The 25,988-nt window shown below is 60.6% G+C and carries 24 protein-coding genes and 1 pseudogene; 13 read left to right on the top strand and 12 right to left on the bottom strand.

The annotated features are described in order from the left end of the window. Positions 1-3: 3 nt before the first annotated feature. From H3028_RS12685 to pabB, 3 genes are read left to right on the top strand one after another with little or no spacing between them, the layout of a single operon-like run. The gene (locus tag H3028_RS12685) at positions 4-1,530 is read left to right on the top strand and encodes an inactive transglutaminase family protein (protein ID WP_181297356.1); all 1,527 of its coding nucleotides are present in this window, start codon (positions 4-6) and stop codon (positions 1,528-1,530) included. 3 nt (positions 1,531-1,533) lie between these two features. Next, a complete protein-coding gene (locus H3028_RS12690; RefSeq protein ID WP_168423865.1) occupies positions 1,534-2,517 on the top strand; it encodes an alpha-L-glutamate ligase-like protein in 984 nt (327 codons plus the stop codon). Positions 2,518-2,564: 47 nt separating this feature from the next. Further along, positions 2,565-3,920: an aminodeoxychorismate synthase component I gene (gene pabB / locus H3028_RS12695; protein WP_181297496.1), complete on the top strand. Its 1,356-nt coding sequence runs from the start codon at positions 2,565-2,567 to the stop codon at positions 3,918-3,920. 119 nt (positions 3,921-4,039) lie between these two features. Here pabB and thrH read toward each other — a convergent pair whose 3' ends face one another. After that, entirely contained in the window at positions 4,040-4,657 is a 618-nt protein-coding gene (gene thrH, locus H3028_RS12700; RefSeq protein WP_181297357.1) for a bifunctional phosphoserine phosphatase/homoserine phosphotransferase ThrH, read from the bottom strand. 186 nt (positions 4,658-4,843) lie between these two features. On the opposite strand from thrH, the gene H3028_RS12705 reads away from it, so the two are divergent. Further along, positions 4,844-5,578, top strand: coding sequence for a phosphoadenylyl-sulfate reductase (locus H3028_RS12705; RefSeq protein WP_181297358.1), 735 nt, complete (start codon positions 4,844-4,846; stop codon positions 5,576-5,578). 138 nt (positions 5,579-5,716) lie between these two features. Here H3028_RS12705 and cysB read toward each other — a convergent pair whose 3' ends face one another. Together cysB and H3028_RS12715 are read right to left on the bottom strand one after the other, a co-directional pair. Continuing rightward, positions 5,717-6,691, bottom strand: a complete 975-nt coding sequence (gene cysB, locus H3028_RS12710; protein WP_181297359.1) for an HTH-type transcriptional regulator CysB — start codon at positions 6,689-6,691, stop codon at positions 5,717-5,719. 329 nt (positions 6,692-7,020) lie between these two features. Continuing rightward, a complete protein-coding gene (locus tag H3028_RS12715) occupies positions 7,021-7,974 on the bottom strand; it encodes a putative 2-dehydropantoate 2-reductase (RefSeq protein ID WP_181297360.1) in 954 nt (317 codons plus the stop codon). 275 nt (positions 7,975-8,249) lie between these two features. On the opposite strand from H3028_RS12715, the gene H3028_RS12720 reads away from it, so the two are divergent. Then, positions 8,250-9,326 carry a 3-deoxy-7-phosphoheptulonate synthase gene (locus tag H3028_RS12720; RefSeq protein ID WP_181297361.1) on the top strand — a complete coding sequence of 359 codons (1,077 nt, stop codon included), beginning with the start codon at positions 8,250-8,252 and terminating at the stop codon, positions 9,324-9,326. 46 nt (positions 9,327-9,372) lie between these two features. Here the strand turns inward: H3028_RS12720 and H3028_RS12725 are convergent, their stop codons facing one another. Next, positions 9,373-9,663: a GNAT family N-acetyltransferase gene (locus H3028_RS12725; RefSeq protein ID WP_181297362.1), complete on the bottom strand. Its 291-nt coding sequence runs from the start codon at positions 9,661-9,663 to the stop codon at positions 9,373-9,375. Positions 9,664-10,081: 418 nt separating this feature from the next. Here H3028_RS12725 and H3028_RS12730 point away from each other — a divergent pair, with 418 nt between their 5' ends. Further along, the gene (locus H3028_RS12730; protein ID WP_168424042.1) at positions 10,082-10,336 is read left to right on the top strand and encodes an Lpp/OprI family alanine-zipper lipoprotein; all 255 of its coding nucleotides are present in this window, start codon (positions 10,082-10,084) and stop codon (positions 10,334-10,336) included. Positions 10,337-10,423: 87 nt separating this feature from the next. Here the strand turns inward: H3028_RS12730 and H3028_RS12735 are convergent, their stop codons facing one another. The 3 genes from H3028_RS12735 to H3028_RS12745 form a co-directional block, all read right to left on the bottom strand. Beyond that, on the bottom strand, positions 10,424-11,386 hold the full coding sequence (locus H3028_RS12735) for a L,D-transpeptidase family protein (protein WP_181297363.1): 963 nt from the start codon (positions 11,384-11,386) through the stop codon (positions 10,424-10,426). A gap of 68 nt (positions 11,387-11,454) precedes the next feature. Beyond that, a complete protein-coding gene (locus tag H3028_RS12740; protein WP_181297364.1) occupies positions 11,455-11,736 on the bottom strand; it encodes a hypothetical protein in 282 nt (93 codons plus the stop codon). A gap of 44 nt (positions 11,737-11,780) precedes the next feature. After that, on the bottom strand, positions 11,781-12,386 hold the full coding sequence (locus H3028_RS12745; RefSeq protein ID WP_181297365.1) for an arylesterase: 606 nt from the start codon (positions 12,384-12,386) through the stop codon (positions 11,781-11,783). Positions 12,387-12,396: 10 nt separating this feature from the next. Between H3028_RS12745 and H3028_RS12750 the strand changes: the two genes are divergently transcribed. From H3028_RS12750 to H3028_RS12770, 5 genes are all read left to right on the top strand, one after another. Next, positions 12,397-13,083: an ABC transporter ATP-binding protein gene (locus H3028_RS12750; RefSeq protein ID WP_181297366.1), complete on the top strand. Its 687-nt coding sequence runs from the start codon at positions 12,397-12,399 to the stop codon at positions 13,081-13,083. Continuing rightward, positions 13,080-15,581 (top strand): ABC transporter permease, encoded by a 2,502-nt coding sequence (locus H3028_RS12755; protein ID WP_181297367.1) that lies wholly within the window; start codon positions 13,080-13,082, stop codon positions 15,579-15,581. The genes H3028_RS12750 and H3028_RS12755 overlap by 4 nt, the downstream gene beginning before the upstream one ends. 57 nt (positions 15,582-15,638) lie before the next feature. Then, a complete protein-coding gene (gene greB / locus H3028_RS12760) occupies positions 15,639-16,136 on the top strand; it encodes a transcription elongation factor GreB (protein WP_181297368.1) in 498 nt (165 codons plus the stop codon). Positions 16,137-16,437: 301 nt separating this feature from the next. Then, on the top strand, positions 16,438-17,379 hold the full coding sequence (locus H3028_RS12765) for a triacylglycerol lipase (RefSeq protein ID WP_181297369.1): 942 nt from the start codon (positions 16,438-16,440) through the stop codon (positions 17,377-17,379). A 47-nt stretch (positions 17,380-17,426) separates the two neighbouring features. After that, on the top strand, positions 17,427-18,449 hold the full coding sequence (locus H3028_RS12770; RefSeq protein ID WP_181297370.1) for a lipase secretion chaperone: 1,023 nt from the start codon (positions 17,427-17,429) through the stop codon (positions 18,447-18,449). 4 nt (positions 18,450-18,453) lie between these two features. Here the strand turns inward: H3028_RS12770 and H3028_RS12775 are convergent, their stop codons facing one another. Next, the gene (locus H3028_RS12775; protein ID WP_181297371.1) at positions 18,454-19,863 is read right to left on the bottom strand and encodes a transglycosylase SLT domain-containing protein; all 1,410 of its coding nucleotides are present in this window, start codon (positions 19,861-19,863) and stop codon (positions 18,454-18,456) included. A gap of 179 nt (positions 19,864-20,042) precedes the next feature. On the opposite strand from H3028_RS12775, the gene H3028_RS12780 reads away from it, so the two are divergent. Beyond that, a complete protein-coding gene (locus H3028_RS12780; protein WP_181297372.1) occupies positions 20,043-20,864 on the top strand; it encodes a TatD family hydrolase in 822 nt (273 codons plus the stop codon). A gap of 83 nt (positions 20,865-20,947) precedes the next feature. Continuing rightward, positions 20,948-21,022: pseudogene (locus tag H3028_RS21600) on the top strand (hypothetical protein); the annotation flags it as partial. Between the two features lie 18 nt (positions 21,023-21,040). Here the strand turns inward: H3028_RS21600 and H3028_RS12785 are convergent. From H3028_RS12785 to H3028_RS12800, 4 genes are all read right to left on the bottom strand, one after another. Beyond that, positions 21,041-21,838 carry an acyl-CoA thioesterase II gene (locus H3028_RS12785; protein ID WP_181297373.1) on the bottom strand — a complete coding sequence of 266 codons (798 nt, stop codon included), beginning with the start codon at positions 21,836-21,838 and terminating at the stop codon, positions 21,041-21,043. A gap of 98 nt (positions 21,839-21,936) precedes the next feature. Beyond that, positions 21,937-23,955 (bottom strand): DUF3488 and transglutaminase-like domain-containing protein, encoded by a 2,019-nt coding sequence (locus H3028_RS12790; RefSeq protein WP_181297374.1) that lies wholly within the window; start codon positions 23,953-23,955, stop codon positions 21,937-21,939. Beyond that, a complete protein-coding gene (locus tag H3028_RS12795) occupies positions 23,952-24,914 on the bottom strand; it encodes a DUF58 domain-containing protein (RefSeq protein ID WP_181297375.1) in 963 nt (320 codons plus the stop codon). Before H3028_RS12795 ends, H3028_RS12790 begins: the two co-directional genes overlap by 4 nt. Before the next feature lie 33 nt (positions 24,915-24,947). Beyond that, positions 24,948-25,865: a MoxR family ATPase gene (locus tag H3028_RS12800; RefSeq protein ID WP_168423886.1), complete on the bottom strand. Its 918-nt coding sequence runs from the start codon at positions 25,863-25,865 to the stop codon at positions 24,948-24,950. Positions 25,866-25,988: the final 123 nt, after the last annotated feature.

The following is a 25,988-nucleotide window of genomic DNA, read 5'->3' on the forward strand; positions in this document are numbered from 1 at the left end:
TCCATGCGCGCCCTTACCCTGCATCTAAAAATTCTGATCCTTCTGCTCGTCACACTGGGCATTGCGATCACCGCGTACCAGATCTTCATTCTCGGCATTCCGATCACCGAAGATGAAACCGATGATCTGTGGAACATCGATGCCAAGGTGGAATTTCAGGCCAATCCGCGCGAGCCGGTGAAGCTGCAGATGTATGTGCCGCCTCTGAATCAGAAATTTGTCAGCCTTAACGAAAGCTTCATATCCAACAACTACGGCGTGAGCATCAACCGTGCCGATGGCAACCGTCGGGTCACTTGGTCCGCGCGGCGCGTCAACGGCAATCAGACCCTGTACTACCGCCTGGTACTGACCCGTCGCTATAGCGGCGAACAAACCAAGGCTACCGGCCCGATATTCCGCGACAGCATTCCGGTCGAAGGCGCAGAGAAGATTGCCGCCGAAGCACTGCTCTCGCCGATCCGCCAACACTCGGCGGATGTCGAGACCTTCATCAGTGAGGCCATCAAGCGTGTCAACAATGTCGAAGACGACAACGTCAAACTGTTGCTCGGTGGTGACTCTGCGACCGCCAACAAGGCGCGCGTAATCGAGCTGCTGCTCTCCATCGCCCACGTCCCGATGGAGCGCGTCCACACCATACGGCTATTGGCCGACATGGCGCAGACACCGGAGCTGTGGTTGCGCAGCTTCAACGGTGACAAGTGGTTGTACTTCAACCCCGAAACCGGCGAGCAGGGCCTGCCGAAAGACCGTCTGGTCTGGTGGACCGGCGACGAGCCGCTCCTGACACTTGAAGGTGGGCGCAATCCGCAGGTGACGTTCACGCTCAACAGCAGCGAGATGAATGCCATCCGCCTGGCGAAACTGACCGACGAGAACACTGACGCCGACTTCCTCGAATATTCTTTGTACGGCCTGCCGCTGCAAACTCAGCAGACCTACCAGATCATGATCATGATCCCGATCGGCGTGCTGGTGATCCTGATTCTGCGCAACCTAGGTGGGCTGCAGACGCTAGGCACCTTCACCCCCGTGCTGATTGCACTGGCCTTCCGAGAAACCCAGATCGGTTTCGGCATCATTCTGTTCACGGTCATTACGGCGCTCGGCTTATCCCTGCGTTCGTATCTGGAGCATCTCAAGCTGCAGATGCTGCCGCGCCTTTCAGTCGTGCTCACGTTCGTTGTAGTGCTGATTGCGGTGATCAGTCTGTTCAGCCACAAGCTCGGGCTTGAGCGCGGGCTGTCCGTGTCGCTGTTCCCGATGGTGATTCTGACCATGACCATCGAACGCTTGTCCATCACCTGGGAAGAGCGCGGCGGCGGCCATGCTTTCAAGGTGGCGGTCGGCACGCTGATCGCAGCGAGCCTGTCGTTCCTGTTGATGAACATCCCGGAGCTGACCTATTTCATCTTCACCTTCCCAGCGGTGCTACTGATCATGGTGGGCTTCATGCTGGCGATGGGTCGCTACCGCGGCTACCGCCTGACCGAGCTGTTCCGTTTCAAAGCCTTTCTGAAGGATTGAGCCATGTTCGGTCTAATCAAGACATGGAAGGCCCTGGAAGCCAAGGGCATCATGGGTATCAACCGCCGCAACGCGGACTATGTACTCAAATACAACAAGCGCAACCTGTACCCGATCGTTGATGACAAGATCATCACCAAGCTGCGCGCCATTGAAGCCGGGATCGATGTCCCGGAGATGTACGGCGTCATCGAGACCGAACGGGATATCGAAAAGCTATCGGAGATCGTCAAGGATCACGTTGATTTCGTGGTTAAGCCAGCTCAGGGCGCGGGCGGCGATGGCATTTTGGTCATCGCTGATCGTTTCGAGGGCCGCTACCGGACCGTGTCCGGAAAGATCATCACGCACGACGAGATCGAGCATCAGATCTCGAACATCCTCACCGGGCTCTACTCGCTCGGTGGTCACCGCGATCGTGCACTGATTGAATACCGCGTCACGCCGGACCCGATCTTCAAGAGCATCAGTTACGAAGGCGTCCCGGACATCCGTATCATCGTCCTCATGGGCTACCCGGTAATGGCGATGCTGCGGCTGCCAACACGGCAGTCCGGCGGCAAGGCCAACCTCCATCAAGGCGCGATCGGCGTCGGCGTGGATCTCGCGACGGGCATCACGCTGCGCGGCACCTGGCTGAACAACAAGATATCCAAACACCCGGACACCACCAACGCAGTGGATGGTGTGCAGCTGCCGAACTGGGACGGATTCATGAAGCTCGCCGCTGGCTGCTATGAGCTTTGCGGGCTGGGCTATATCGGCGTCGATATGGTGCTGGACCAGGATAAGGGACCGCTGATTCTCGAGCTCAATGCACGCCCCGGTCTCAACATCCAGATCGCCAATGACTGCGGCCTGACCCACCGCGCACACGCCGTGGAGAACCGGATCGAGGAACTTAAGAAAAAGGGTATCCAGGAGACGGCTGAAGAGCGGGTGCGATTCGCCCAGGAGCTTTTCGGCCATATACCGACCCACGCGTGACCCAAGGCCCGGCCGAACAGCTGGGCCAGTCTTGGACCTATCGTCGAATGCCTCTCTGCACGGTACATCCGCTTCCCTACCAGCCCGATTCAGCCCACTGGTTCGAGCGCATTCGCCATGCACCCGGAGCGGTATTGCTCGATTCCGGCCGCCCGGTCGCTGAACGCGGGCGTTACGACCTGTTGAGCGCCTGGCCGATTCAGACGCTGGAGCCAGGCCTAACAGAAGCCGGCACCAGTTTCTTCACGCGCCTTCGTAGCGCGCTGCAAGCCCTCGGCGAGGCAGAACTTCCGAAAAACCTTGAATTGCCTTTCGCCGGTGGTCTGCTGGGCTTTCTTGGCTACGATTTCGGCTCGCGGCTCGAACGGCTCCCTACCGCCGCTGCGCAGGACCTGGAGCTACCGCCGGCACGATTCGGTCTGTATGCCTGGGCATTGATAAGCGACCACCAGCGCCAGACCGCTCAACTGGTTTTTCATCCGAAGCTAGGCAGTGAAGACCGGGCCCGTCTGGTCGAACTGTTCCAGTCGGACTATCGGCCAGAGCACACATCGTTCAGCCTTGAATCACCGTTCACGCCCGATCTGCAGCGTTCCGAGTACCAGAGCGCCGTCGAGCACATTCAGCGCTATATCCAGGCTGGTGATTGTTATCAGGTGAATTTCGCGCAACGCTTCCGCGCCCCGTGCACGGGCGATCCATGGCAAGCCTATCGAGCCCTGCGCGCCGCATGCCCGACACCTTACTCAGGTTTCATGACCATCAAGGGCGGCGCCATCGTCAGCCTGTCCCCGGAACGCTTCCTACGTCTTAGCAACGGGACCGTCGACACGCGTCCAATCAAAGGCACACGCCCTCGCCGGGATGAACCGCAGGCCGACCTGGCCGAGGCCCAGGCGCTATTGGCCAGCACGAAGGATCGCGCGGAAAACCTAATGATCGTCGACCTGCTACGCAATGATCTCGGCCGTAGCTGCGAGATCGGCAGCGTCAGGGTGCCGGAACTGTTCTCGCTGGAGAGCTATCCGAATGTGCACCATCTGGTGAGCAACGTCAGTGGCACCCTGGCCGCGGGCAAGGACGCACTGGATCTCCTGGCGAGCAGCTTCCCTGGCGGATCAATAACCGGCGCGCCGAAAATCCGCGCCATGCAGGTGATCGATGAACTGGAGCCCACCCGCCGTTCAATCTATTGCGGCTCGTTGCTCTATCTGGACGTACGAGGTGAGATGGACAGTTCCATAGCCATCCGCACGCTGCTGATTCAAGATGATCAGGCCACCTGCTGGGGCGGTGGGGGGATTGTCGCGGATTCCGACTGGCAGGCTGAATATCAGGAAACCTTCGACAAGGTGAAGGTGCTGATGGAGACGCTGGAAAGGCTGGAAACTGGAAGCGCTTGACCTACGCCGCATGGGTTGATGGCGCCTTGTTTACCAGCCAAAGCACCCCTCACTGCGTCATGGTGGATCGATGAAGCGATCCACCATAGGTGTTCCAAGTTCGTGGCTTTCGGGTGCCGTTAAAGCTCGAGCTTGCGATTCGATGCCTTGAGAAATTCTTGTTTGAGCTCCGCGAAGGTGTGCACAGCCGGGAACTGTGGGAATTCGCGAATGACGTTATCCGGCGCGTGAAAGAGAATGCCGGCATGCGCCTCGGAGAGCATGGTTGTGTCGTTATACGAATCGCCAGCGGCAATGACCCGATAGTACAGGCTCTTGAGCGCGATCACCGACTGCCGCTTGGGATCCTTCTGGCGTAGCTCATAGTTGACGACGCGTCCCGACTCGTCAGTGATCAGGCGATGGCAAAGCAGCGTCGGGAAGCCCAGCTGACGCATCAGCGGTTGCGAAAACTCATAGAAGGTATCCGACAGGATCACGACCTGAAAACGCTCACGCAGCCAGTCGACGAACTCGACAGCACCGTCGAGTGGCTTCAGCGTGGCTATGACCGCCTGAATATCCGACAGCTTCAGCCCATGCTCGTCGAGAATGCGCAGGCGCTGCCTCATCAACACATCGTAGTCAGGAATGTCCCGCGTGGTCGCCCGGAGCGACTCGATTCCGGTGGCCTCGGCAAAGGCGATCCAGATTTCCGGAACCAGCACACCTTCCAGGTCGAGACAGGCTATTTCCACGGGCCACTCCTCAAAGCAGAAAAAATTGAAGCGGCACTCTAACGGCAAGGGCTGAGTGACGCAACGCGACGCCTTATGCATTAAAGTTAGGCCCGGTCGGCTCAACGTTATTTAGTGTCATAAAGCCTATTTGATAATATCCGCGGCCAGCAGTGCGCGCCCAGCGCCAACCAAGGAAGCCGCCTGATGAGCCAAACAATTGATGTAGCCGAGCTGGCAGCCGCCTATGCCGGCAAATCTCCGCAAGACATACTCAAGCTTGCCTTCGACCTGTTCGGCGATGATCTGTGGATCTCGTTCAGCGGCGCTGAGGACGTCGTGCTAGTAGACATGGCCTGGAAACTGAACAAGAACGTAAAGGTGTTCAGCCTCGATACTGGTCGCCTGCACAGCGAAACCTATCGCTTTATCGAGCAGGTCCGTGAGCACTACGGCATACCCATCGAGATCATGACCCCAGACCCGGCCCTGCTGCAGCCGATGGTCAACGAGAAAGGACTGTTCAGTTTCTACCGCGACGGCCACGGCGAATGCTGCGGCATTCGTAAGATCGAGCCTCTGCGGCGCAAGCTATCGGGCGTTCGTGCCTGGGCTACCGGTCAGCGTCGGGATCAGAGCCCTGGCACGCGCAGCCAGGTGTCGGTGCTGGAAATCGACAGTGCCTTCTCGACGGCGGAGCACACGCTGTACAAGTTCAACCCGCTGGCGCAGATGACCAGCGAGGAAGTCTGGGGCTATATCCGCATGCTGGAGGTGCCGTATAACAGCCTGCACGAACGTGGATTCATCAGCATCGGTTGCGAGCCATGCACACGCCCGGTGTTGCCGAACCAGCACGAGCGCGAAGGTCGTTGGTGGTGGGAAGAGTCCACGCAAAAAGAGTGCGGCCTTCATGCCGGCAATCTCATCGCAAAAAGTTAAGCTGCTTCGCTTAAACGATTCTGGGCGCCGACTCTGCCGAATCGGCGCCCAGACGGATCAAGCGGCCATCGGAGCTGGCGCTTGCTTCGATAGGCTATTCGAGCGACGCCGGAGACACCACAGCAACCGACAACCCGACTAGAACGTCGGCAGATCGACACCCGCAAACAACTCGTCCAACTCGACCTTGTTTCGACATTGCACAGCCTTTTCGAGCATCTCTCGATCAAGATGCGGCGCGAAGGTTTCGATGAAATCGCACATGAAACCGCGCAGGAATGTACCGCGACGGAAACCGATTTTGGTCACGCTGGACTCGAACAGCTCGCTGGCATCGAGCACCACCAGGTCCGGATCGAGTTTGGCATCGACCGCCATCCGCGCAACGATCCCAACACCCAACCCCAGGCGTACATAGGTCTTGATGACGTCGGCATCGGCTGCGGTGAACACCACTTTCGGTGACAGGCCCTTATGGCTGAACGCCTCGTCGAGCTTGGAACGCCCTGTGAAACCGAACACGTAGGTCACGATGGGGTGTTCCGCCAAGGCTTCGAGCGTGAGCTTTTCCAGCTTCGTCAGCGGGTGGCCCTGCGGTACCACCACGCAACGGTTCCAGCGGTAACACGGCATCATCACCAGATCACCGAACAGCTCCAGGCCCTCGGTGGCGATAGCGAAATCCACGGTACCGTCGGCAGCCATTTCCGCAATCTGCATGGGCGTCCCCTGATGCATATGCAGCGAGACGTCAGGGTACTGCTTGATGAAAGCGCTAATCACCTGCGGCAAGGCATAGCGAGCCTGCGTGTGGGTAGTCGCGATACTCAAGGTGCCACGCTTTTCGTTGGAAAACTCCTGAGCGATCTGTTTGATGCTGTCGCATTTGCGAAGAATTTCGCCGGCCGTGGTGATAATCCGTTCGCCCGCAGGAGTCACTCTGGTCAGATGCTTACCGCTACGCGCGAAGACTTCCACGCCCAGCTCGTCCTCAAGCAATCGAATCTGCTTGCTGATGCCGGGTTGTGAAGTGAACAGGCTCTGCGCCGTTGCCGAGACATTGAGGTCATGATGCGCTACCTCCCAGATGTAACGCAGTTGCTGAAGCTTCATAGAGATCCCTCAAAGGCCAATGGCGTCTGAACGCCACCACTTTTTATAACTTCGTGCACCGGAACGTTGGGATTCTAGGCCATTTCCGTATGTATCGCCTGCAACGACTCGAGCGCCGGTAGCCACACTGCAATCTTTCTAATCTAAGAACACGAGCGTATCCGGGAACCATTGCCGGGTCTGCCAGCCCGATCGCATTCCCAGTACGCCAACGCCGCGAGCATTCACTGAATCTCGCGGCCTCGGTTGAGCTTAGCAGCCGGAACAAAATCCACTACCGCCCCTAGCACCCACCCGGCGGGCGGCTGAGTCCAACCAGGCTGACTGACCTAGCGATCCGCGCGCGCCGAAATAAAACACAAGGTCTGATATAGCGCCTCGGTCTTCGGCATAGCGAATCCGGCTGCTGCTGCCGCGGCCAGCGGAGCGGCATAGATCGCATCAAGCTCCAGCGGACGCCCGTGCACGTGATCGTGGTACATGCTTGGCAGGTAATTGGGCATGTGGTCAGTTGATTTCATCATCCGATCCACCAGCACGTCAGGGACTGGGTAGCCACAGGCCGCCGCCGCCCCACAGGCTTCCAGCATGATCGATCTGACCAGCGCCCGGCTGTCCGGATTGGACATCAAGGGTGCCGTGCCTGCATCCAGCAGCACCGAAAGGCCGTTGTAAGGCATGTTCCAGACCAACTTCTGCCAGCGCGCCTGAGCCAGGTTGATGGCCGCACTGGAATCGACACCCGCCGCTCGGAACATCACCACGCCCGCTTCAACCAAGGCCTGTTGTTGCTCTTGGGTTTCCGCCGGCCCCGAGTGATAGCCGAGGTTGACCCCGCCAAGTGCCTGATGCTCTACGACGCCCAGAGCCGAGCGGTGTGCACAGATGAAACAGAGGCCGCCCATCAGGTGAATATTGCTCGGTAGAACCTGACGCAGGCCCTCCTCGATTCCCAGGCCGTTCTGCAACACCACGACCTTGGCATCCTCCCCCGCTGCCTCCACGATCAGCGGAGCCAGCTCTGGGTTGCTGGTGCTTTTCGCGCCGACCAGCAGCCAATCGCACTTGGGCATGTCGGCGGCGCTGCGATAGGCCTGCACCGCATCCAGATGCAACGCGCCATGCAGCGCGCTGTTTACCTGCAGCCCGTTCTGCCTGACTACGTCATATTCGCTGCGCAGCAGAAAGTGCACGTCGTAGCCGGCTCGGGCGAGCATCACGCCGTAGAAGCCGCCAATGGCGCCAGTGCCGATAATTCCGATTCGAGGTTTAAGAGCGGTCATGCAGGACTCCAGCTACAGGTCATTGGAACGCAGATCTAGCGCGGTCAAATCGCCACCTTATCAGCGTCCCGAAGCAGCGCCCAGTCGCTGTGATTCGGTTGCTTTCTGAACGCGTAATGATATTGGGCACACCGAGGCGCCTGTCCGGCCTCAAGATCATTGTCGAGGCGACGCAATACGCGATAAGGTTCCGCTTCCCCGCTGCGCCCTCAAGCCCTGCTCCGCCGCACCGGGATTCGCTGGCGGACGGCACCCGAGACCCTGATGAGAACACGATGGCTGATTTACCGATCGATGACCTTAACGTTTCCTCCAACGAGACACTGATCACGCCGGAACAGTTGAAGCGTGAAATACCGCTGACCTCCTCCGCGCTGAAAACCGTCTCCGAAGGACGCCAGGTGGTACGCAACATTCTCGACGGCAAGGATCATCGCCTGTTCGTCGTGATAGGCCCCTGCTCGATTCACGATCTCAAGGCTGCGCATGAATATGCCGAGCGCCTCAAGGTGCTGGCCGAGAAAGTGTCGGACAGCCTGTTTCTGGTCATGCGGGTGTACTTCGAGAAGCCACGCACCACCGTTGGCTGGAAAGGCCTGATCAACGATCCTTACATGGATGACTCGTTCAAAATTCAGGACGGCCTGCACATCGGCCGGCAATTGCTGCTCGACCTCGCCGAGATGGGGCTGCCGACTGCCACCGAAGCACTGGACCCTATCTCACCGCAGTATTTGCAGGACCTAATCAGCTGGTCGGCCATCGGCGCACGTACCACCGAATCCCAGACACATCGCGAGATGGCGTCGGGCCTGTCGTCTGCAGTGGGCTTCAAGAACGGCACCGATGGCAGCCTGACCGTTGCGATCAATGCGCTGCAGTCCGTTTCCAGTCCGCATCGCTTCCTCGGCATCAACCAGTCCGGCGGGGTTTCCATCGTCACCACCAAGGGCAACGCTTATGGTCACGTTGTGCTGCGTGGCGGCAATGGGAAGCCCAACTATGATTCGGTCAGCGTGGCGGTGTGCGAACAGGAACTGAGCAAGGCTGGCATCACTCCCAACATCATGGTCGATTGCAGCCACGCCAACTCCAACAAGGATCCGGCACTGCAGCCACTGGTAATGGACAACGTGGCCAACCAGATCCTCGAGGGCAACAACTCGATCGTCGGACTGATGGTGGAAAGCCACCTAGGCTGGGGCAGCCAGTCGATTCCGAAAGATCTGGCAGACCTGAAATACGGCGTGTCTATCACTGACGCCTGTATCGATTGGGACGCCACCGAGAAAGCCATCCTCGGCATGCATGGAAAACTGAGGGAGGTACTGCCCAAACGCGCCCGCGGCTAGCGGTGGGCTGAATAGACGAGAACGCCGGTTACCGGCGTTTTTCTTTTTACTCGCCGTCGATGTCGCCCGTTGGGTTGCCCTGCCGTTCGATATACCACTCGACATAGGAACAGGACGGAATCACCGTATAGCCCTCGCGCGCGGCGTAATCCAGCGCATGCTGAGCCAGCACAGCGGCGACACCGCGACCACGCAACGCGTCGGGTACGAAGGTCCGATAGAAATCCAGGGTCTGCTTGCCAAGATCCACATAAGCCAGATAGGCGCGATAGCCATCCACGGTAGTCTCGAACTGATGGCCCGCTCGATCATGGTTGATGGTTAGCTTGTCGGTCATCTCGCCTCCTCTGCAGGCTTGCCCTGCCTTTGACTTGGGAGGGTCCATGCGGAGCCCGCACATTCCCCATTTTTGTTGTTAGTTGGACGATGCATGCTACCGCCATGTAAGACTCCGCTTCAATTGCTTAAAAGTTGGTGGCGCTAGCGCAGGGCAACCGAAACATTGGTCAGTTGCAAACGCATCGCAAAGTGCAACTTTTCAGGCTTCCCGCCGGTCCATGTAACGAGTGCAGCGGCTGGCTCTGATTGTTTTTCAATCAGCTTATCCAGCAGCTGCCATGAAACGAATGAGGCTGCAGAAAAATTGTGGTAGCAGCTGCTTGCCTCAGTTTACTTAGCGCAACTTATCGGTAGTATGTGCGCGCCAACTTTCCATAACGGAAGTTGCCATGGATTTCATCCTTAAGGGGAACAAGATGAACAACGTTCTGAAATTTTCTGCTCTGGCTTTCGCCGCAGTTCTGGCTACTGGTTGCAGCAACAGCATGACCAAGGAAAGCGAAGCCCGTCTGACTGCGACCGAAGACTCCGCCGCCCGTGCTCAGGCTCGCGCCGACGAAGCGTACAGCAAGGCCGACGAGGCTCTGCAGGCTGCTCAGAAGGCTCAGCAGACTGCTGACGAAGCCAACGAGCGTGCACTGCGTATGCTGGAACGCGCCAGCCGCAAGTAAGCTTCAGGCGATAAAAAAAGCCGACCTGCAACCAGGTCGGCTTTTTTGTGGGCGGCGGAGCAACCGCCCCGCCCCTCCCAGGGCCCTTCAGAAAATCGGCTCTTCCTGGTTGGCTAGCGCCTGACCCTGCTCGGCGATCTGGATCGGCAGACCGTCTTCACCCGCGATGATCTCACGAACCATTTCCCAGTCCAGCTGCAGCACGCCGGCCGCTTCGTCACGCTTCAGCAGCGTATTCACCACCACCGCATGCTTGTCCATCAGCGTCATATGCTTGTCCTCGTCCTGCAGAGGCGTGTGCGCTTCCAGGTAGATCCTGCCCTGACTCACGCCAAACTTGTAAGGCTCGTCGATAATTCGCACAGCGGTTCCGACTTTAACTAACCCCGACAATTCCAGAACGTTGTGATTGAGCATGCGGAAACAACCGTGGCTGACACGCATGCCAATGCCGAACTTTTTGTTCGAACCGTGAATCAGGTAGCCGGGCAACGCCAGGGTCATCTTGTAGGGACCAAGCGGGTTATCCGGTCCTGGCGGCACGACCTTCGGCAGGGGATCGCCATCGGCGGCGTGCTCATCCCGAATTGACTGTGGCGGATACCACGCCGGATTGCCGATCATGGCCGTGATACGGGTATTACCTATCGGCGAACCCCAGCCTTCGCGGCCAATTCCGAGGGGAAAGGTATGCACCACGCTCTCGCCCTCCGGGTAGTAATACAACCGGTATTCGGCCAGGTTGATCACAATACCCTCACGCGGTCCGGGCGGCAGGATGTAGCGAGTCGGCAGAATGATGTCGGTACCTTCGCCCGGCAACCAGGGGTCCACACCCGGGTTTGCCGCGATGAGCTCCAGATAGCCCAGGTCGTACGTTTCGCCCAGCGCCGCGAAAGTGTCTTCGTATTTGGCCTTGATGACCTGAATCTGCCCGACTACGTCCTCGCCCTCCGGCGGGAGCGGCAACTCGAGAGCAGCGGACGGCCCAGCCAGCAACAGAGCAGCGAAGGACACACAGGAGGCGACTGCAGACGCACGCGAGAGCATTCAGGGTTTCCTTGGAAAAGGTGATCGTATTGCCGGCGATTGTACTCGAAGCGACAGCAGCCGCCGAGCTACCAGCCGCTGGCGGCAGACGGAAGGCCCTTGCGTTGCGCCCTGAGCGCCTCACGGCATGTTGAACAGAGTCGGCGGTCCTTGAGCATCGGTCGCTCCAGATCCTGCCAGTGCGGCCGCGCAGGTAGAAAACCACCGCAAAGCGTGCGATCGACCTGACCACTCAATTCCAGTTGTCGCAGCGCAAGATGCAGACGATTTTCGCGGCAGGCGAACAGGTCGAACTGTTCGTCCGGCACAATAAGACGATAGGCAAATAGGGTCCAGGCTGGGCGCGGCATCTGAGGCTCCGATCGAGGGGCGCGACAGTAGCCGCGCGCACGCCTCAAAGCAAGGGTTCGAGCACCGGCCAGACGTTATCCAGCAGCCTTTGCTGGGCACCGGCTGTGGGGTGTATCCGATCGGACTGCATCATGCCCTCGACCCCACCTACACCTTCAAGGAAAAATGGCACGTAAGGTAGTTTCTTCTCCTCAGCAAGGGAGTCGAACGCTTGTGCAAAGGCCGTGGTGTAGCGCTGCCCCAGGTTGGGTGGCAACCGCATGCCGAGCAGCAGGACCTTAGCGCCTGCGTCCCGTGACTGTTCAACCATCGCCGCAAGATTCTGCTTTAAGTGAGGGGGCGACTGGCCACGCAGACCGTCATTGCCTCCCAGCTCAAGGATGACCACCTCCGGCTCATGCTCCGCGAGCAAAGTGGCCAGCCTGGCGCGCCCGCCAGCGCTGGTGTCGCCGCTGATCGAGGCATTCACCACTTGATAACCCGCCCCTTCTGTATCAAGGCGTTGCTGAAGCATGTGTACCCACCCCTGGCTGGTTTCCAGCCCAAAAGCGGCACTGATACTATCCCCGACCACCAGCACCGTTCCCGCCAAGGCTCCCTGAGCCCAGCACAGCAGTACCAGGACACCACTTCTCAACCAATTTCGCATCGGAATCTCCATGAGCGCCAGCATTCTCTACGCCCGGAACCTTAGCAAAGCGGTACCCAGCGCGGAAGGCGAGCTGGCAATACTCGACGATGTGTCCCTTAGCCTGAACAAGGGGGAGAGCCTGGCGATCATCGGGACCTCCGGTTCCGGCAAATCGACGCTGCTCGGCCTGTTGGCCGGCCTGGATCTGCCCAGCTCGGGCGAGGTGCACCTCGCCGGCCATCTGCTCGGAGACCTGGACGAAGACCAGCGCGCCAGGGTGCGAGCCGAGCATGTCGGCTTCGTCTTTCAATCGTTCCAACTGCTCGACAGCCTCAACGCCCTAGAGAACGTCATGCTGCCCCTCGAGTTGCATGGTCGCCGTGATGCTCAGGCGAAAGCCACCGAGCTGCTCGGACGAGTCGGCCTGGGCGCTCGCCTACATCACTATCCGAGACAACTTTCGGGCGGCGAACAACAACGCGTCGCCGTCGCCCGCGCGTTCGCCGCCGAACCCAAAGTACTGTTCGCCGATGAGCCCACCGGTAATCTCGATAGCCACACCGGCGCGAACATCACCGAGCTGCTCTTCGAGCTGAACCGGGAGCGCGGCACCACCTTGGTGCTGGTCACACACGATGAGCGATTGGCGCAGCGCTGCCAGCACCTGCTTCGCCTGGAAGGTGGTCGCCAACTTCGTGATGAGCAGACCCGATGAAGCGCGTGCCCTTCAGCCGCCTGGCTGCTCTGGCGTTGCGTCAGTTGTTGCGGGACGCCCGGGGCGGCGAGCTTCGCGTGCTGTTCGGTGCGCTGCTGATCGCCGTCGCGGCAAGCACGGCCATTGGCTATTTCGGTGCACGCCTGAACGATGCCATGTTGCTGCGTGCCACGGAATTCCTCGGTGCCGATCTGGTATTACGTGGCAGCGCACCTGCCGCGCCCGAACAGATCGAGGCGGGCTCTCGGCTGCAACTCGACCATGCTCGGGTGGTGGAATTTTCCAGCGTCGTCGCGACCGACGACAATCTGCAGCTGACCAGTGTCAAGGCAGCCGACGACCATTACCCGCTGCGCGGTGAGTTGCGCAGCGCCGCCGCGCCGTATCAGCCCGAGCAGCCCGGACGTGGGCCGCAGCCCGGGGAGGCCTGGGCCGAAGCACGCCTATTCGCCGCACTCAACCTGCAAATAGGCGATCACATCGAGGTGGGTAACAAGCAGCTGCAGTTGACCCGCGCGCTGACTTACGAACCCGATCGTGTAGGCGATTTTTACAGCCTGACGCCACGCGTCCTGATGCACCTCGACGACCTTGATGCCACTGGCGTAGTGCAGCCTGGCAGCCGCGTACGCTATCGCGAACTCTGGCGTGGCTCGACCGAACAGCTGCAAGCTTACGAAGAGACCATCAAACCCGACCTGCAACCGCATCAGCGCATCGAAACCGCTAAAGATGGTAACCGCCAGATCGGCGGCGCCCTTGGGCGTGCCGAGCGCTATCTCAACCTAGCCAGCCTGGCGGCGGTACTCCTCGCTGGCGTAGCGGTAGCGCTTTCGGCGGCACGTTTTGCCGCGCGCCGCTTCGATGCCAGCGCCCTTCTGCGCTGTCTTGGCCTGTCACGACGCGAGGCGCTGACGCTCTATGCCTTGCAGCTCGGCTATCTTGGCGTAGCGGCCAGTGCAGCAGGCGCTTTGCTAGGCTGGGCCGCGCAACATGGATTGTTTTTTCTGTTGCGCGATCTCGTGGTCAGCGAAGTCCCTCCCGCAACCCTCTGGCCAGCCCTGGCAGGCATCGCCACTGGAATGGTCGCGTTGGCCGGTTTCGCCTTGCCGCCGCTGGCCGCTCTGGGCCGTGTGCCGCCGCTGCGGGTGCTGCGCCGAGATATTCTGCCGGTCCCACCGAGCACCTGGCTGGTGTACGGCGCAGCGATCGGCGCGCTTGGCCTGATCATGTGGCGCCTGAGCCTGGACTTGAAAATAACTCTCGCGCTGCTGGGTGGCGGTCTGCTTGCCACCGTCTTCCTCGGTGGTTTGTTATTGCTGGCGCTGAGCGGATTGCGTCGGGCGCTTTCTGGCGCGTCTCTAGCATGGCGCCTGGGCCTCGGGCAGCTACTCCGCCACCCGCTGGCGGCGGCTGGCCAATCACTAGCCTTCGGTCTGATATTGCTGGCAATGGCGCTGATCGCACTGCTGCGCGGCGAGCTGCTCGATACCTGGCAGAATCAGTTGCCGGACGATGCGCCCAACCATTTCGTGCTCAACGTCTTGCCCGCTGATAAGGATGCGTTCGCGCAACGTATCGAGGCGCTGTCGGATCATGCCGCGCCGCTGTACCCGGTGGTACCGGGTCGCTTGGTGGCAATCAACGGCGAGCCGGTGCGTCAGTTGGTAAGCAAGGACAGCCAGGGCGAGCGGGCAATCCGCCGAGATCTGAGCCTGACATGGGCACGCGATCTGCCTTCCGATAATCGCCTGAGCGCCGGCCATTGGTGGGGCCGCGAACGGAGCGAGCTGCCCGGCGTGTCGGTAGAAGCCGAACTGGCCGAGAGCCTTCAGGTCGAGCTGGGCGACCGGCTCAGCTTCACGGTCGGCGGGCTCACCCGCGATGTCAGCGTAACCAGCCTGCGCGAAGTGAACTGGGACAATTTCCAGCCGAACTTCTACATGATTTTCGAGCCGGAAACGCTACGTGACGTGCCCACCACCTATATGACCAGCTTCCACCTACCGGCCGGCAAGGATCGCGAACTGGTGCAGCTGGCCCGGGATTTTCCCTCCGCGACGATCCTGCAGGTCGAGGCCTTGCTCAGTCAGTTGCGCAGCATCCTCACGCAGGTCTCTCTGGCGGTGGAGTACGTGCTGATGTTCGTCCTCGCCGCCGGCCTGGCCGTGCTGTTCGCCGGGCTTCAGGCCACACTCGACGAGCGCATCCGCCAAGGCGCTCTGTTGCGGGCGCTGGGTGCGGAGCGCAGCCTGCTGCTCAAGGCCAGGCGCGCCGAGTTCGGTGTGCTAGGCGCGGCCAGCGGCTTGCTGGCCGCTCTAGGCTGCGAACTGGTCAGCGCCCTGCTCTATCACTTCGCGTTCGACTTGCGCTGGCATCCGCACCCCTGGCTGCTGATGCTGCCGGTGATCGGAGCATTGCTGGTCGGGGCTGCCGGCGTGGTCGGCACCCGCCGGGCACTGAATGCCAGCCCGCTCAATGTGCTCCGTGAGAACTGAGCAGATGAAGATAAGTGCCTCTAGAATGGGCGGCTCCTTGCCTGCCCCGGATCACCCATGAGCCGCTATCGCCCCCCACGCCCCGCCGGCACTCCCTTGATCACCCCCGAGGGCGAAGCGCGACTGCGCGCCGAGCTGCACGAGCTCTGGCATGTCAGGCGCCCGCAAGTCACGCAATCGGTCAGCGAAGCAGCAGCGCAAGGCGATCGCTCCGAAAACGCCGAGTACACCTACGGCAAGAAAATGCTGCGGGAAATCGACAGCCGAGTGCGCTTCCTTGCCAAGCGCCTGGAGAAGCTGAAGGTCGTCAGCGAGAAACCGAGCGATCCGGGCAAGGTTTACTTTGGCGCCTGGGTGACGGTGGAAGACGAGGATGGCGAGCAAGCCCGCTATCGCATCGTCGGGCCGGACGAGCTGGACTTGCGCCAAGGCCTAATCAGCATCGATTCGCCACTCGCCAGAGCGTTAGTGGGCAAACCGCTTGACGCCGAGGTACAGGTTCAAACGCCTACCGGCGCCAAGCGCTGGTACATCGTTGCCATCGACTACCCGTGACCGGCCAGTTAGAAAACGACCGATAAGTCGGTATTTCCGGCAAAATTCCGCGATAAAGAACCGATAATCGAAAATCATAACTTTCCTACCCATCCAGGCGTTCCGCCTGGTAACAGACAGCCGATACGGCGTTAACGGCCAGTTGCCATCAACTAACCTGGATGCACCATGCCAGAGCGGATGTTCTCCGATCGTAAGAAACTGGCGCGATTGCTGCAATTGTCCTACGGCAGTACGCGCAGCGCGCGGTGAATGGCGAGGGACTGCCCAATGCCCGATTCACCCACCGATGAGTGCATTCATGAACAACAAGAAGACCTTGATCGCTCTATGCCTCGGCACCGCACTGGCCCTTTCCAGCCAGGTGCAAGCAGGCTTGTTCAGCTCCAGCGGCTACACCCAGACGCGTTACCCGATCGTCCTCACTCACGGCATGCTGGGCTTCGACAGCATGCTCGGCATCGACTACTGGTATGGCGTCCCGCATGCGCTTCGGCGTGATGGTGCGCAGGTTTACGTGACCGAAGTCAGCCAGCTCAACACCTCAGAACTGCGCGGCGAAGAACTTCTGGAGCAAATCGAAGAGATCGTGGCGATCAGCGGGAAACCCAAGGTGAACCTGATAGGCCACAGTCACGGCGGGCCAACGGTGCGCTACGTCGCCGCCGTGCGTCCCGACCTGGTCGCTTCAGTCACGAGCGTCGGCGCGCCGCACAAGGGATCGGACGTCGCGGACTTGATCCGCAAGATCCCCGAGGGGTCTGGCGGCGAAGCCATCGTCGCCAGCCTGGTCAATGGCATGGGCGCGTTGATTCACTTCCTGTCCGGCAGCCCAAGTACCGAGCCACAGAACGCTCTCGGGACGCTCGAATCGCTCAACAGCGAGGGCGCTGCACGCTTCAACGTCAAATATCCACAGGGCATTCCGACCTCTACATGCGGCGAAGGGGCATACCAGGTCAACGGCGTGCGCTACTACTCCTGGAGCGGAACCAGCCCATTGACCAACCCGCTGGATATTAGTGACGCGATGATGGGCGCAGGCTCGCTCGCGTTCGACGAGGCGAATGACGGACTGGTGGGCCGCTGCAGTTCGCACCTCGGCATGGTTATCCGCGACAACTACCGGATGAACCACCTGGACGAGGTCAACCAGGTTCTCGGGCTGACCAGTCTGTTCGAAACCGATCCGTTGACCGTTTACCGCCAGCATGCCAACCGCCTGAAGAACGCAGGCCTCTGAGACGCGCCGGGGCCAACCGGCCCCGGCCCTGACCACAAGGCATATCGATGAAAAAACTCGCTGCCCTGCTTCTGCTGATCGTTACCGTTGGCGTCGCTATTCACTGGCGTGAGCCATCCGGACCGGTACAGCCCCGCACGCACACCACCATAGCCCCGGCGTTCGCTACGGCACCTCCTGTAGATCAGATGCCGGTTCGCCCCGCAGCCGTACAACCCTCACCCACCGAGACGATTCGACGTTTGCCGCCCTCTTTCGCCGGAACCCAGGTCGACGGTCGGCTTCGCGCCGACTCCCTGGGCAGGCTAATCATCGAGCGCGACGTCCGTCGCGTCTTCGATTACTTCCTGGCCTCGATTGGCGAGGAGCCGATCGAGGCCAGCGTCACCCGCCTGCGCCGCTATATCGAGGCGCAACTTCCCCAGCCCGGAGCGGACCAGGCATTGCGGCTGCTGGGCCAGTATCTGGACTACAAACGTCAGCTACTGGTACTCGAAGAGCAACACGCGCAGCGGGCCGATCTGGATACCATGCGCGAGCGGCTGCGCGCAGCTCGGCACCTGCGCGCCGGGACATTTGATGAAGAGACACACGAGGCATTCTTTGCGCTGGAGGAAGCGGCCGACAGCTTCACGCTGGGAAGATTGGCGATTCGACGCACCCCAACCCTCAATGCAGCGGCTAAGGGGGCAGCTATCGACAGGCTGCAGGACAGCCTGCCGCCCGAACTGCGGGACGGAATGGTGATACAGCTGCAGTCCCAACTACGCGAGCAGACACAGGTGCTGCAGTCCAGCGGCGGTTCGCCGACCGATCTGCGTCAGCTGCGCCAGCAGCTGGTCGGCAATGCTGCCACCGCGCGCCTGGAACGACTCGATCTGAAACGACAAGAATGGCAGAAGCGGCTGGCGGTCTATCGCCAGGAAAAGAAACGCATCGAAAGCAGCCGGGGCCTTGGGGACGCTGACAAGCGTGCGGCTATCGCTCGATTGGCGGCGGAACACTTCGAGGAAAACGAGCGCCGGCGCCTGGATGCAGCCGAACAGCGACTCATCATGAAAAACGGCTAAGCGGTTAATTGGCCGCGCTCTGGGGCCCGCCTTCCAGCAGGTAGCGTTCACGGGTGTAGGCCAGGTAATACTTGTTGACCGCATTAACGTAGCTGACCACGCCCATGCCCATGGTCGCCATGGCGACACGTTCAACCTGGAAGAACCACTGGTCCGGATTGAGACCGAGGCGACGGGCCTCCGCACGCATACTCTGAACCCGCTGCGGGCCCATGTTGTAGGCAGCGAGGACGAACGCCATGCGTTCACGCTCATTCAGTCTGGGACTGGAAAAGAATTTCCGACGAATGTTCGCCAGATACATCGCGCTGGCCTGCACATTGTTGTCCAGCTTGCCGATGTCATTTACGCCCATACTGCGAGCAGTGGCGGGAGTTACCTGCATCAGCCCGGTGGCCCCGTAAGCACCGCGAGCCGCCGGATTGAGGGTCGACTCTTTGAACGCCAACGCGGCGAGGTTCAACCAATCGATATCCTGCTGCTGAGCATGCCGCTGCAAGGTTGGCCGTACTTTCTCAAGGCGCTGGCGTCCGATCCGGTCGAGCGGATACTGCACTCGATAGAGCCGCCGATAGACTCGAACGAACGCAGCGTCCTGGTTGTCCGGCGAATTGTAGCCGTGAAGAAAGCGATCAACGCTGGCACGCAACATGCTCGCCTCCTTTCGCAGAAACCAATGCATGTCGGCCCGCTTGCCCAGCGTCAGCTGGGATTCGATACGCAGCTTGGGCAGCACCTTCGCCCAGCGTTCGGCAATGGTCTGCTCAACAACCGTAGCCGGATAAACTCCGGCCTGCACCATTTCCAGTACATCCTCCACTGCAAGCGTCGGATCCACCCACTCGATGGAAATCGGAGCACGCCCGGCCTGCATCAACTGCTGATTAATGCCTTCCAGAGCAGGCCCGGCCGCACTGCCAGCCGACAACGCCAAACTACGCCCCGATAATTGCTCGAAGCTTTTGTAACGATGGTTGCCCTGGCGGCTGACCAGCACCATCGGCACCTTATCGACGACGGCCCGGCTGCGACTGACTCGGCGCATCGCACCCAACTCCAAAAGCTCTCCCGGCGCCACCAGATCACCCTCGCCTCGTTGCAGCGCGCCAAGCAGCTGATCTTTGGCCTTGGGAATGATTTCCAACGTGATCTGAGGTCCTTTCGAACCCCGATTGAGAAACTGTTCGAACGCACGCAGACGCACATATTCCACGCCGATGGCTTCACCCTTGACCTCGCCTGAGCTATTGCGGCTCTGGTTGATCAGCACGCGAAGCACCTGACTGCGGCGAATCTCCGCCAGATCGCGTACCGTATCCACCGGCTGCCATGCCTGGGGGCCCATTACCCGCGCGACCACCGGCCACGGCGCGAGCGCCAGCAGACACAACAGCAGTGGGAATAGTCGGATCATCACAGGGTATCGGCTCGAACGGGGGCAGTATGCAGTGCGGCAGGCTACCGCCGCGGCGGCGAAGATTCTCACAGCGGAGGCTCGGTCGCCAGCGTCACTTGTCTATTAGCATGAGATATTGGCTTCAACTACTTGATTAATATAGTTATATTGTTTTGATTTATAAGCGAGGCAGTTCCATGCAGCTTGTCGACATCGGCGTCAATCTGACCCACCCGACCTTCGCTCGCGATCCGCGCGCCGTGTTGAATCGCGCCTATGCGGCGGGAGTGACGCAGCTGGTGCTGACGGGTACCAGCCTCGCCGAGAGCGAGGCAGCACTGGGCCTCTGCCGGGAGCTGGATGAAAGTCGGCAGCGCCTGTTTTGCACGGCGGGGATCCACCCCCATGACGCGAGTCAATGGACGTCGGAAACCGCATCCCAGCTGAAAGGTCTGCTCGCCGAACCCGAGGTGCGCGCCGTCGGTGAGTGTGGGCTGGACTTCAACCGGGACCTATCCCCTCGCTCACAGCAGGAACGGGTGCTGGAGGAGCACCTGCAACTGGCGGTGGAAACCGGCCTGCCAGTGTTCCTTCACGAGCGCGACGCCGACCAGCGCCTGGCGGCGATCCTCCGGCCTTTCCGTGACCAGCTCAGCGCCGCGGTGGTGCACTGTTTTACCGGGGAGAAACGAGCCCTATACGCCTATATGGATCTTGACCTGCATATCGGCATCACCGGCTGGATCTGCGACGAGCGGCGTGGCACGCATCTGCATCCGCTTGTCCGCGATATTCCAACATCGCGATTGATGCTAGAAAGCGATGCGCCTTACCTGTTGCCTCGCACGCTTCGGCCTAAACCCAAGGGCGGCCAGAACGAACCCGCCTTCCTCCCGGAGGTGTTGCGAGAGGTGGCCCGACATCGCGGCGTGCCCGAGGACGAACTGGCCACTTCCACTACCGCTTGTGCCCGGCAATTCTTCGCTATCACGCCGCTGGATCAGCCAGAACGGCGCTAAAGCCGGGTGCTTCTATCGCCAATAACCGGCTCACACAAAATGGCAAGAACGCCTTTCGCTTAGCCGTTTGCATAGAAACCGACGGTGTGGTCAACGTCATGCACAGCATTGCCGGGCAGACCAACCTGCTCGAATTAAACGCAGCCATCGAGGCCGCCCCCGACCAGAATCGCCGGTCAGCCAAACACCGTAACAGTCTGGCGACTCAAGGCCACCAACTCCCCCTCGGCCGTCCAGAGTGCCGCTGCACAATGGCCATAACCGTCCTGAGCGTGCTCGATCACCGCGCGGTACCGGCACCAGTCATGGGTATCCACCTGCGGAGACGGCTGGATGAACTCGATGGTCCAGGTCAGCGAGCTACCAGGTGCGAAGCTGTTTAGATGAGACAGCACCGCGGGTGGCCAAGCATCAACCAGTGCCAGCAAATGCGAAACGGTGACAGGCTCGCGCTCGATCTCGCCGCGCAGCCGTACCCAGCCGCCCATCTCACGTGAAGCATTGCCGGTAAAAGGCAGCCCGCCGATCCCCCAACGCATCGCCAAATAACGGGTGAATTCCGGCGCTGCGCCCGGTACATATGGCAGCTCCTGGCACTCTTCCACTGGCGGCATTACCGGAGCCGTTTCCGCGGCTACCCGGATGGCCGAGGCCCGGGCTGCACCGAAACTGCCTTGGATGATGGTTACCACCTGACCATTCTGCACAGCCCGCCCGAGTACCTGGCTCACGGCCTTCCCCTCGCGCAGCACTTCAGCCTCGAAGCCGACCGGGGTATCGACCAGCAAGGGACCGACGAAGGTTATGGCCAGAGAACGCACCGGTCGACCGTCCGGCACCTGCGCCTGCATGGCCTCGTACACGAGCGCTGCAACCACCCCGCCAAAGCCGGCACGACCCTGGCCCCAGGTGGCAGGAACGGTAACGTTCGCAGGATTGTCACGAACGGCGTTGATCAGTTCGGAGAAAGTCATGCCCACCTCGGATTGTTTTTATGGTTCGCCATCTTACCGTCGGCACATCGTTAGAAGCGCGCAACTGAGCTTCGGTGATAGCGCACCATCGCACACAGCTATCGTTCATCGGGAACAGCTTTCGGCTTCCAGCGAGCACCGGATCGCCATGACAGCTGGCGCCGCAGCCTGGCAAGCGACGCTTGTAGTTCGCCCCTGCCCGATGGACGGTCGGCGTAACGGGCCATCTCGTAGAGACGCGCAAACTCACGAATCGATTCGGCACTTGCCGGGAGCAGAGCCGCCGCCCGTTCGGCGAAGTCCCGTGCGCCTTCACTCGCCTGGCGCTCGATGCCCTGACGTGCAAGCAATCGCTCGAAGTGCCGGAATAAGCGTATTTGTAGATCCCGTTCGCGGCGCCATGGTTTCAGCACAATGACTGCCAGTCCCGCCATCAACAGCGCCCCGATCAAGACTGTCAGCAATCCGAGCCGCCGCGCGTCAAGCTTGCCGAACAGCCCTTTCAATACATCCAGCTGGCGCTCGCCCTGATAGCCGAGTACCCAACGCTGCCAGCCGTAGTTCAGATTATCCCAGCCGAATCGCAGCTGGTTCAGCCAATCGATGTCTCGATAACGCCGCAGCGTCAGCGGAGAATCATCAAGAAGCGCATCTTCGTCTGAAAGCGCTTCCTCCAGCCCCAGTTCGATGCGCTCGGGCGCGACCTGAAACGTTGGGTCGATTGCGATCCATCCTCGATCCGCGCGCCAGTATTCGACCCAGGCGTGGGCGTCAAGCTGGCGAACGGACAGATAATTACCCGATGGATTGATCTCTCCGCCCTGATAGCCCGCAACTACCCGGGCAGGTACGCCGGCGGCACGCAGCACGAACGTCATCGCTCCCGCATAGTGGATACAGAAGCCGTTCAGCGTATCGAACAGAAAACCGTCGACGATATCGCCCCCCACCGATGAAGGCTTCAGGGTGTAGCGGTATGGCTGCTGGTTGAAGTGCTGCAAAAGCGTCTGCACGAGGTCAGCAGGATTCGGATGTTCGCGGCGCAACGTAGCTGCCCAGGCGCGACTGCGAGGGTTGCCCTGCGCGGGAAGCTGCAAGGCGCGCTCCAGCGTGGCAGGCGGAGCGACTGGTTCGCGCAACGATTCAGGCCAGGAGGTCGCCTGATACAGCAAAGCCTGATCGATTGGGCGGGTACGCTGCAGATGAAAATCGGTCATCAGCCGCACGTCACCCGCTTCGACCTGCGGCACATCCAGGGCGTACAACCACGGACGACCGCTGGGCTGCATGACCACGCTGTACTGCACCGGTGTGCCTCTCGGCGCCCAATCAGGCGCGTGCGGAACCTGTGAGGCAAGCGATTGTGACCAGCGCCGACCATCGAAGCGTTCGAAGGTTACAGCCCGCCAGTACAGCCGATCCCGCGCGGGAATCGGACCCTCGAAACTGGCTCTGAATGCCAACTGGGAGGACCGGCTCAGCTCGGCAATATCACCGGGGGACATGCTGTCTGACAGCCCGGTAACGCCGCGGTCGCTTGGCTGTGGCAACGACCAGAGCGGCCCCAGTCGCGGAAACAGTACGAATAGAACGAGCATTAGCGGCATCGCCTGCAATAACAGCGAGCCGGCCAAACGCAGCGTCGGCCAGGGGTGGGTGCCGGCAGCACTCTGCTGGAGGCCAATCATTGCTGCCAACAGAGCCGTGACCGGCAGAAGGCTGTAAATCCCGGCTGGTAGGCTGTCGTAGAACAGGTAGCTCGTGGTCACGGCGAAAAAGCCGAGAAAAACCAGCACCCATGCATCACGGAGACTGCGCATTTCGACCAGCTTGAGAATAAACGCAGCGATCAGCAGCACAACGCCTGCGTCGAGTCCGATCAGGCTGCCGCGCGACAGGTACACGCCACACCCCACACCGATCATCATTAAGGCTTTCACCCAGCTGCGTGGATAGCGCGCGCGCATGCGAAAAATTTGCACCCGCCAGGTGGCGCAGGCCAGCCAGAGGCCGATAATCCAAAGCGGCAAGTGGCCAAGATGCGGCAGGATCACGAGCACTTGCGCGACCAGCAGCCAGATCAGCCCGTTGCGTGGAATCGTCTGGAAAGCGCTCATCGAGTGCCCTCCCGCTCCAAGCCAAATACCGCTAGTTCACGCAGGCAGCGGTTGCGGTGATCGACGCCGACATCCGGGCCGATGGTGCTCGCATCAACACGCAAGGCGAACGGTTGCTGACGCGCGGACAGCTCGACAACCCAATGGCAAAGCAGCGAAAGACGAGCTTCGATATCGCCATCCAGCGCTTCGAGGTCAAGCAGCGGTTCCTGCCCGAGCAGCGCGGTGAAATCCTTGACCAACAGGCCTTGGCCCCGGGAATAAGCCTTCCAGTTGAGGCGTCGCCTCGAGTCGCCCGGCTGCCAAGGTTTCAGACCTTGATAATCATCGATGCCGGCGCCCGAAGCCCGGGTGCCCTCGCGCTCTTGTTCAGCCGATCCATCGGTTTCCGGCAACGTCCCTGCTATCGGGCGAGGATAGACCAGTGCAGCCAGCTGCAAATCGACCCAACTCCAGGCCACCAAAATGCCCAGTGGAAAGCGGCTCTCGACGCGTAGACGCCCCGGCCGTAGCCAGCCGCGGCGTTCGGTCGGCAGGCTTAACTCGATTTCGCAGGTGCCCCCTGCCGGCACGTCGACTGTCTGCAGACCGCTGCTGGGCCAACCCAGCGCGACAGCCTGATAGAGACGACCGCGGCTTTCCAGCCGGACCTGCAGCCGCGCCTGCTCATCGAGAAAGACTGCCTGCGAGCCACCCGCCTGTAGCGTCAACCCGGCGAGATTGCGCCAGGTGTGAAGGATTGCGACCATATAGACCGAGCCGAGCAGGAACGTCAGGGCATACGCAAGGCTGTTCTGGTAATTGATCGCCGCGATCAACATCAACAGCAGCGCCAGCAAAAAGGTCATGCCCACCGGGGTCGGCATGATGAATATCCTTCGCTGATCGAGCCGCATGCTCGGGCCAGGCGGTATGCGCTTCAAAAGCCAGCGATCACGAACCCGTGGTAGCAGTCGCATGCGTGTCCTCTCGGCAGTGTTGGAAGTTGCGCATCAGAGCGCGGGCACTTCACGTAACAGCCACTGCACCAGCGCCCCCCCGCCGTGACCGGTGGCATCGGCACGCTCGCGCAGGCGATGGCCAACCACCGAAGGCAGCACCGCCTGGACATCTTCAGGGATGACGTAATCACGTCCATCTAGGAATGCCCAGGCGCGTGCCGAGGCCAGCATTGCAAGACTGCCGCGCGGCGATAGCCCCCAAGCGAATTGCGGCTGCGTGCGGGTCGCCTCTACTAGCCGCAGCACGTAATCGACCAGCGCATCGCTGACCCGGACCTGCGCCACCGCCTCCTGGATTTCCACCAGCGCCGTGCGGTCGAGCAGAGGTTCCAGCCGAACTAGCAGATCGCGACGCGCGTCCCCCATCAGCAGGGCCTTCTCGGCGGCTTTCGCGGGATAGCCCAATGACAGCCGCATGAGGAAGCGGTCCAGCTGCGATTCGGGCAGTGAAAACGTGCCGCCGGAGCTGACCGGATTCTGCGTGGCGACGACGAAGAACGGATCGGGCAATGGCCGCGTGGCACCCTCAATGGTCACCTGCCCCTCCTCCATGGCTTCGAGCAGGGCGCTCTGGCTTTTGGGCGTGGCCCGGTTGATCTCATCCGCAAGAACCAACTCAGCGAAAATGGGGCCCGGATGGAACACGAACTGACCGCTGTCCTTATCAAACACCGAGGTACCGAGAATATCGCCTGGGAGGAGATCCGAGGTGAACTGGATCCGCTGGAATTCCAGCCCCATGACCTTGGCAAGCGCATGGCTCAGGGTGGTCTTGCCCATGCCAGGCAGGTCCTCGATGAGCAGATGTCCTCGCGCAAGCAGGCAGGCCATGGCCAACCGCACCTGTGATTGCTTGCCGAGCAGTACCTCGTTTACCGCTCGCAGACAGACATCCAATCTAGCGCGCATGCCACTCTCCTTCGATTCGTCTAAGTGATGCTACTGACCCGACGGCTCCAGGCAAAGCCGGCGGAAACCTTTGTTGGCAAAGTTGTGACCCGGCGCTTGATCACGCTCACGCCTATGGATCTC

The organism is Pseudomonas sp. Q2-TVG4-2 (genome assembly GCF_013620795.1).
Classification (GTDB): Bacteria; Pseudomonadota; Gammaproteobacteria; order Pseudomonadales; family Pseudomonadaceae; genus Stutzerimonas.

Bases quoted from the DNA above. Each gene is read 5' to 3' on its own strand.
- H3028_RS12685 (WP_181297356.1), top strand. From the start codon at position 4: ATGCGCGCCCTTACCCTGCATCTAAAAATTCTGATCCTTCTGCTCGTC.
- H3028_RS12690 (WP_168423865.1), top strand. From the start codon at position 1,534: ATGTTCGGTCTAATCAAGACATGGAAGGCCCTGGAAGCCAAGGGCATC.
- pabB (WP_181297496.1), top strand. From the start codon at position 2,565: ATGCCTCTCTGCACGGTACATCCGCTTCCCTACCAGCCCGATTCAGCC.
- H3028_RS12705 (WP_181297358.1), top strand. From the start codon at position 4,844: ATGAGCCAAACAATTGATGTAGCCGAGCTGGCAGCCGCCTATGCCGGC.
- cysB (WP_181297359.1), bottom strand. From the start codon at position 6,691: ATGAAGCTTCAGCAACTGCGTTACATCTGGGAGGTAGCGCATCATGAC.
- H3028_RS12715 (WP_181297360.1), bottom strand. From the start codon at position 7,974: ATGACCGCTCTTAAACCTCGAATCGGAATTATCGGCACTGGCGCCATT.
- H3028_RS12720 (WP_181297361.1), top strand. From the start codon at position 8,250: ATGGCTGATTTACCGATCGATGACCTTAACGTTTCCTCCAACGAGACA.
- H3028_RS12725 (WP_181297362.1), bottom strand. From the start codon at position 9,663: ATGACCGACAAGCTAACCATCAACCATGATCGAGCGGGCCATCAGTTC.
- H3028_RS12730 (WP_168424042.1), top strand. From the start codon at position 10,082: ATGAACAACGTTCTGAAATTTTCTGCTCTGGCTTTCGCCGCAGTTCTG.
- H3028_RS12735 (WP_181297363.1), bottom strand. From the start codon at position 11,386: ATGCTCTCGCGTGCGTCTGCAGTCGCCTCCTGTGTGTCCTTCGCTGCT.
- H3028_RS12740 (WP_181297364.1), bottom strand. From the start codon at position 11,736: ATGCCGCGCCCAGCCTGGACCCTATTTGCCTATCGTCTTATTGTGCCG.
- H3028_RS12745 (WP_181297365.1), bottom strand. From the start codon at position 12,386: ATGCGAAATTGGTTGAGAAGTGGTGTCCTGGTACTGCTGTGCTGGGCT.
- H3028_RS12750 (WP_181297366.1), top strand. From the start codon at position 12,397: ATGAGCGCCAGCATTCTCTACGCCCGGAACCTTAGCAAAGCGGTACCC.
- H3028_RS12755 (WP_181297367.1), top strand. From the start codon at position 13,080: ATGAAGCGCGTGCCCTTCAGCCGCCTGGCTGCTCTGGCGTTGCGTCAG.
- greB (WP_181297368.1), top strand. From the start codon at position 15,639: ATGAGCCGCTATCGCCCCCCACGCCCCGCCGGCACTCCCTTGATCACC.
- H3028_RS12765 (WP_181297369.1), top strand. From the start codon at position 16,438: ATGAACAACAAGAAGACCTTGATCGCTCTATGCCTCGGCACCGCACTG.
- H3028_RS12770 (WP_181297370.1), top strand. From the start codon at position 17,427: ATGAAAAAACTCGCTGCCCTGCTTCTGCTGATCGTTACCGTTGGCGTC.
- H3028_RS12775 (WP_181297371.1), bottom strand. From the start codon at position 19,863: ATGATCCGACTATTCCCACTGCTGTTGTGTCTGCTGGCGCTCGCGCCG.
- H3028_RS12780 (WP_181297372.1), top strand. From the start codon at position 20,043: ATGCAGCTTGTCGACATCGGCGTCAATCTGACCCACCCGACCTTCGCT.
- H3028_RS12785 (WP_181297373.1), bottom strand. From the start codon at position 21,838: ATGACTTTCTCCGAACTGATCAACGCCGTTCGTGACAATCCTGCGAAC.
- H3028_RS12790 (WP_181297374.1), bottom strand. From the start codon at position 23,955: ATGAGCGCTTTCCAGACGATTCCACGCAACGGGCTGATCTGGCTGCTG.
- H3028_RS12795 (WP_181297375.1), bottom strand. From the start codon at position 24,914: ATGCGACTGCTACCACGGGTTCGTGATCGCTGGCTTTTGAAGCGCATA.
- H3028_RS12800 (WP_168423886.1), bottom strand. From the start codon at position 25,865: ATGCGCGCTAGATTGGATGTCTGTCTGCGAGCGGTAAACGAGGTACTG.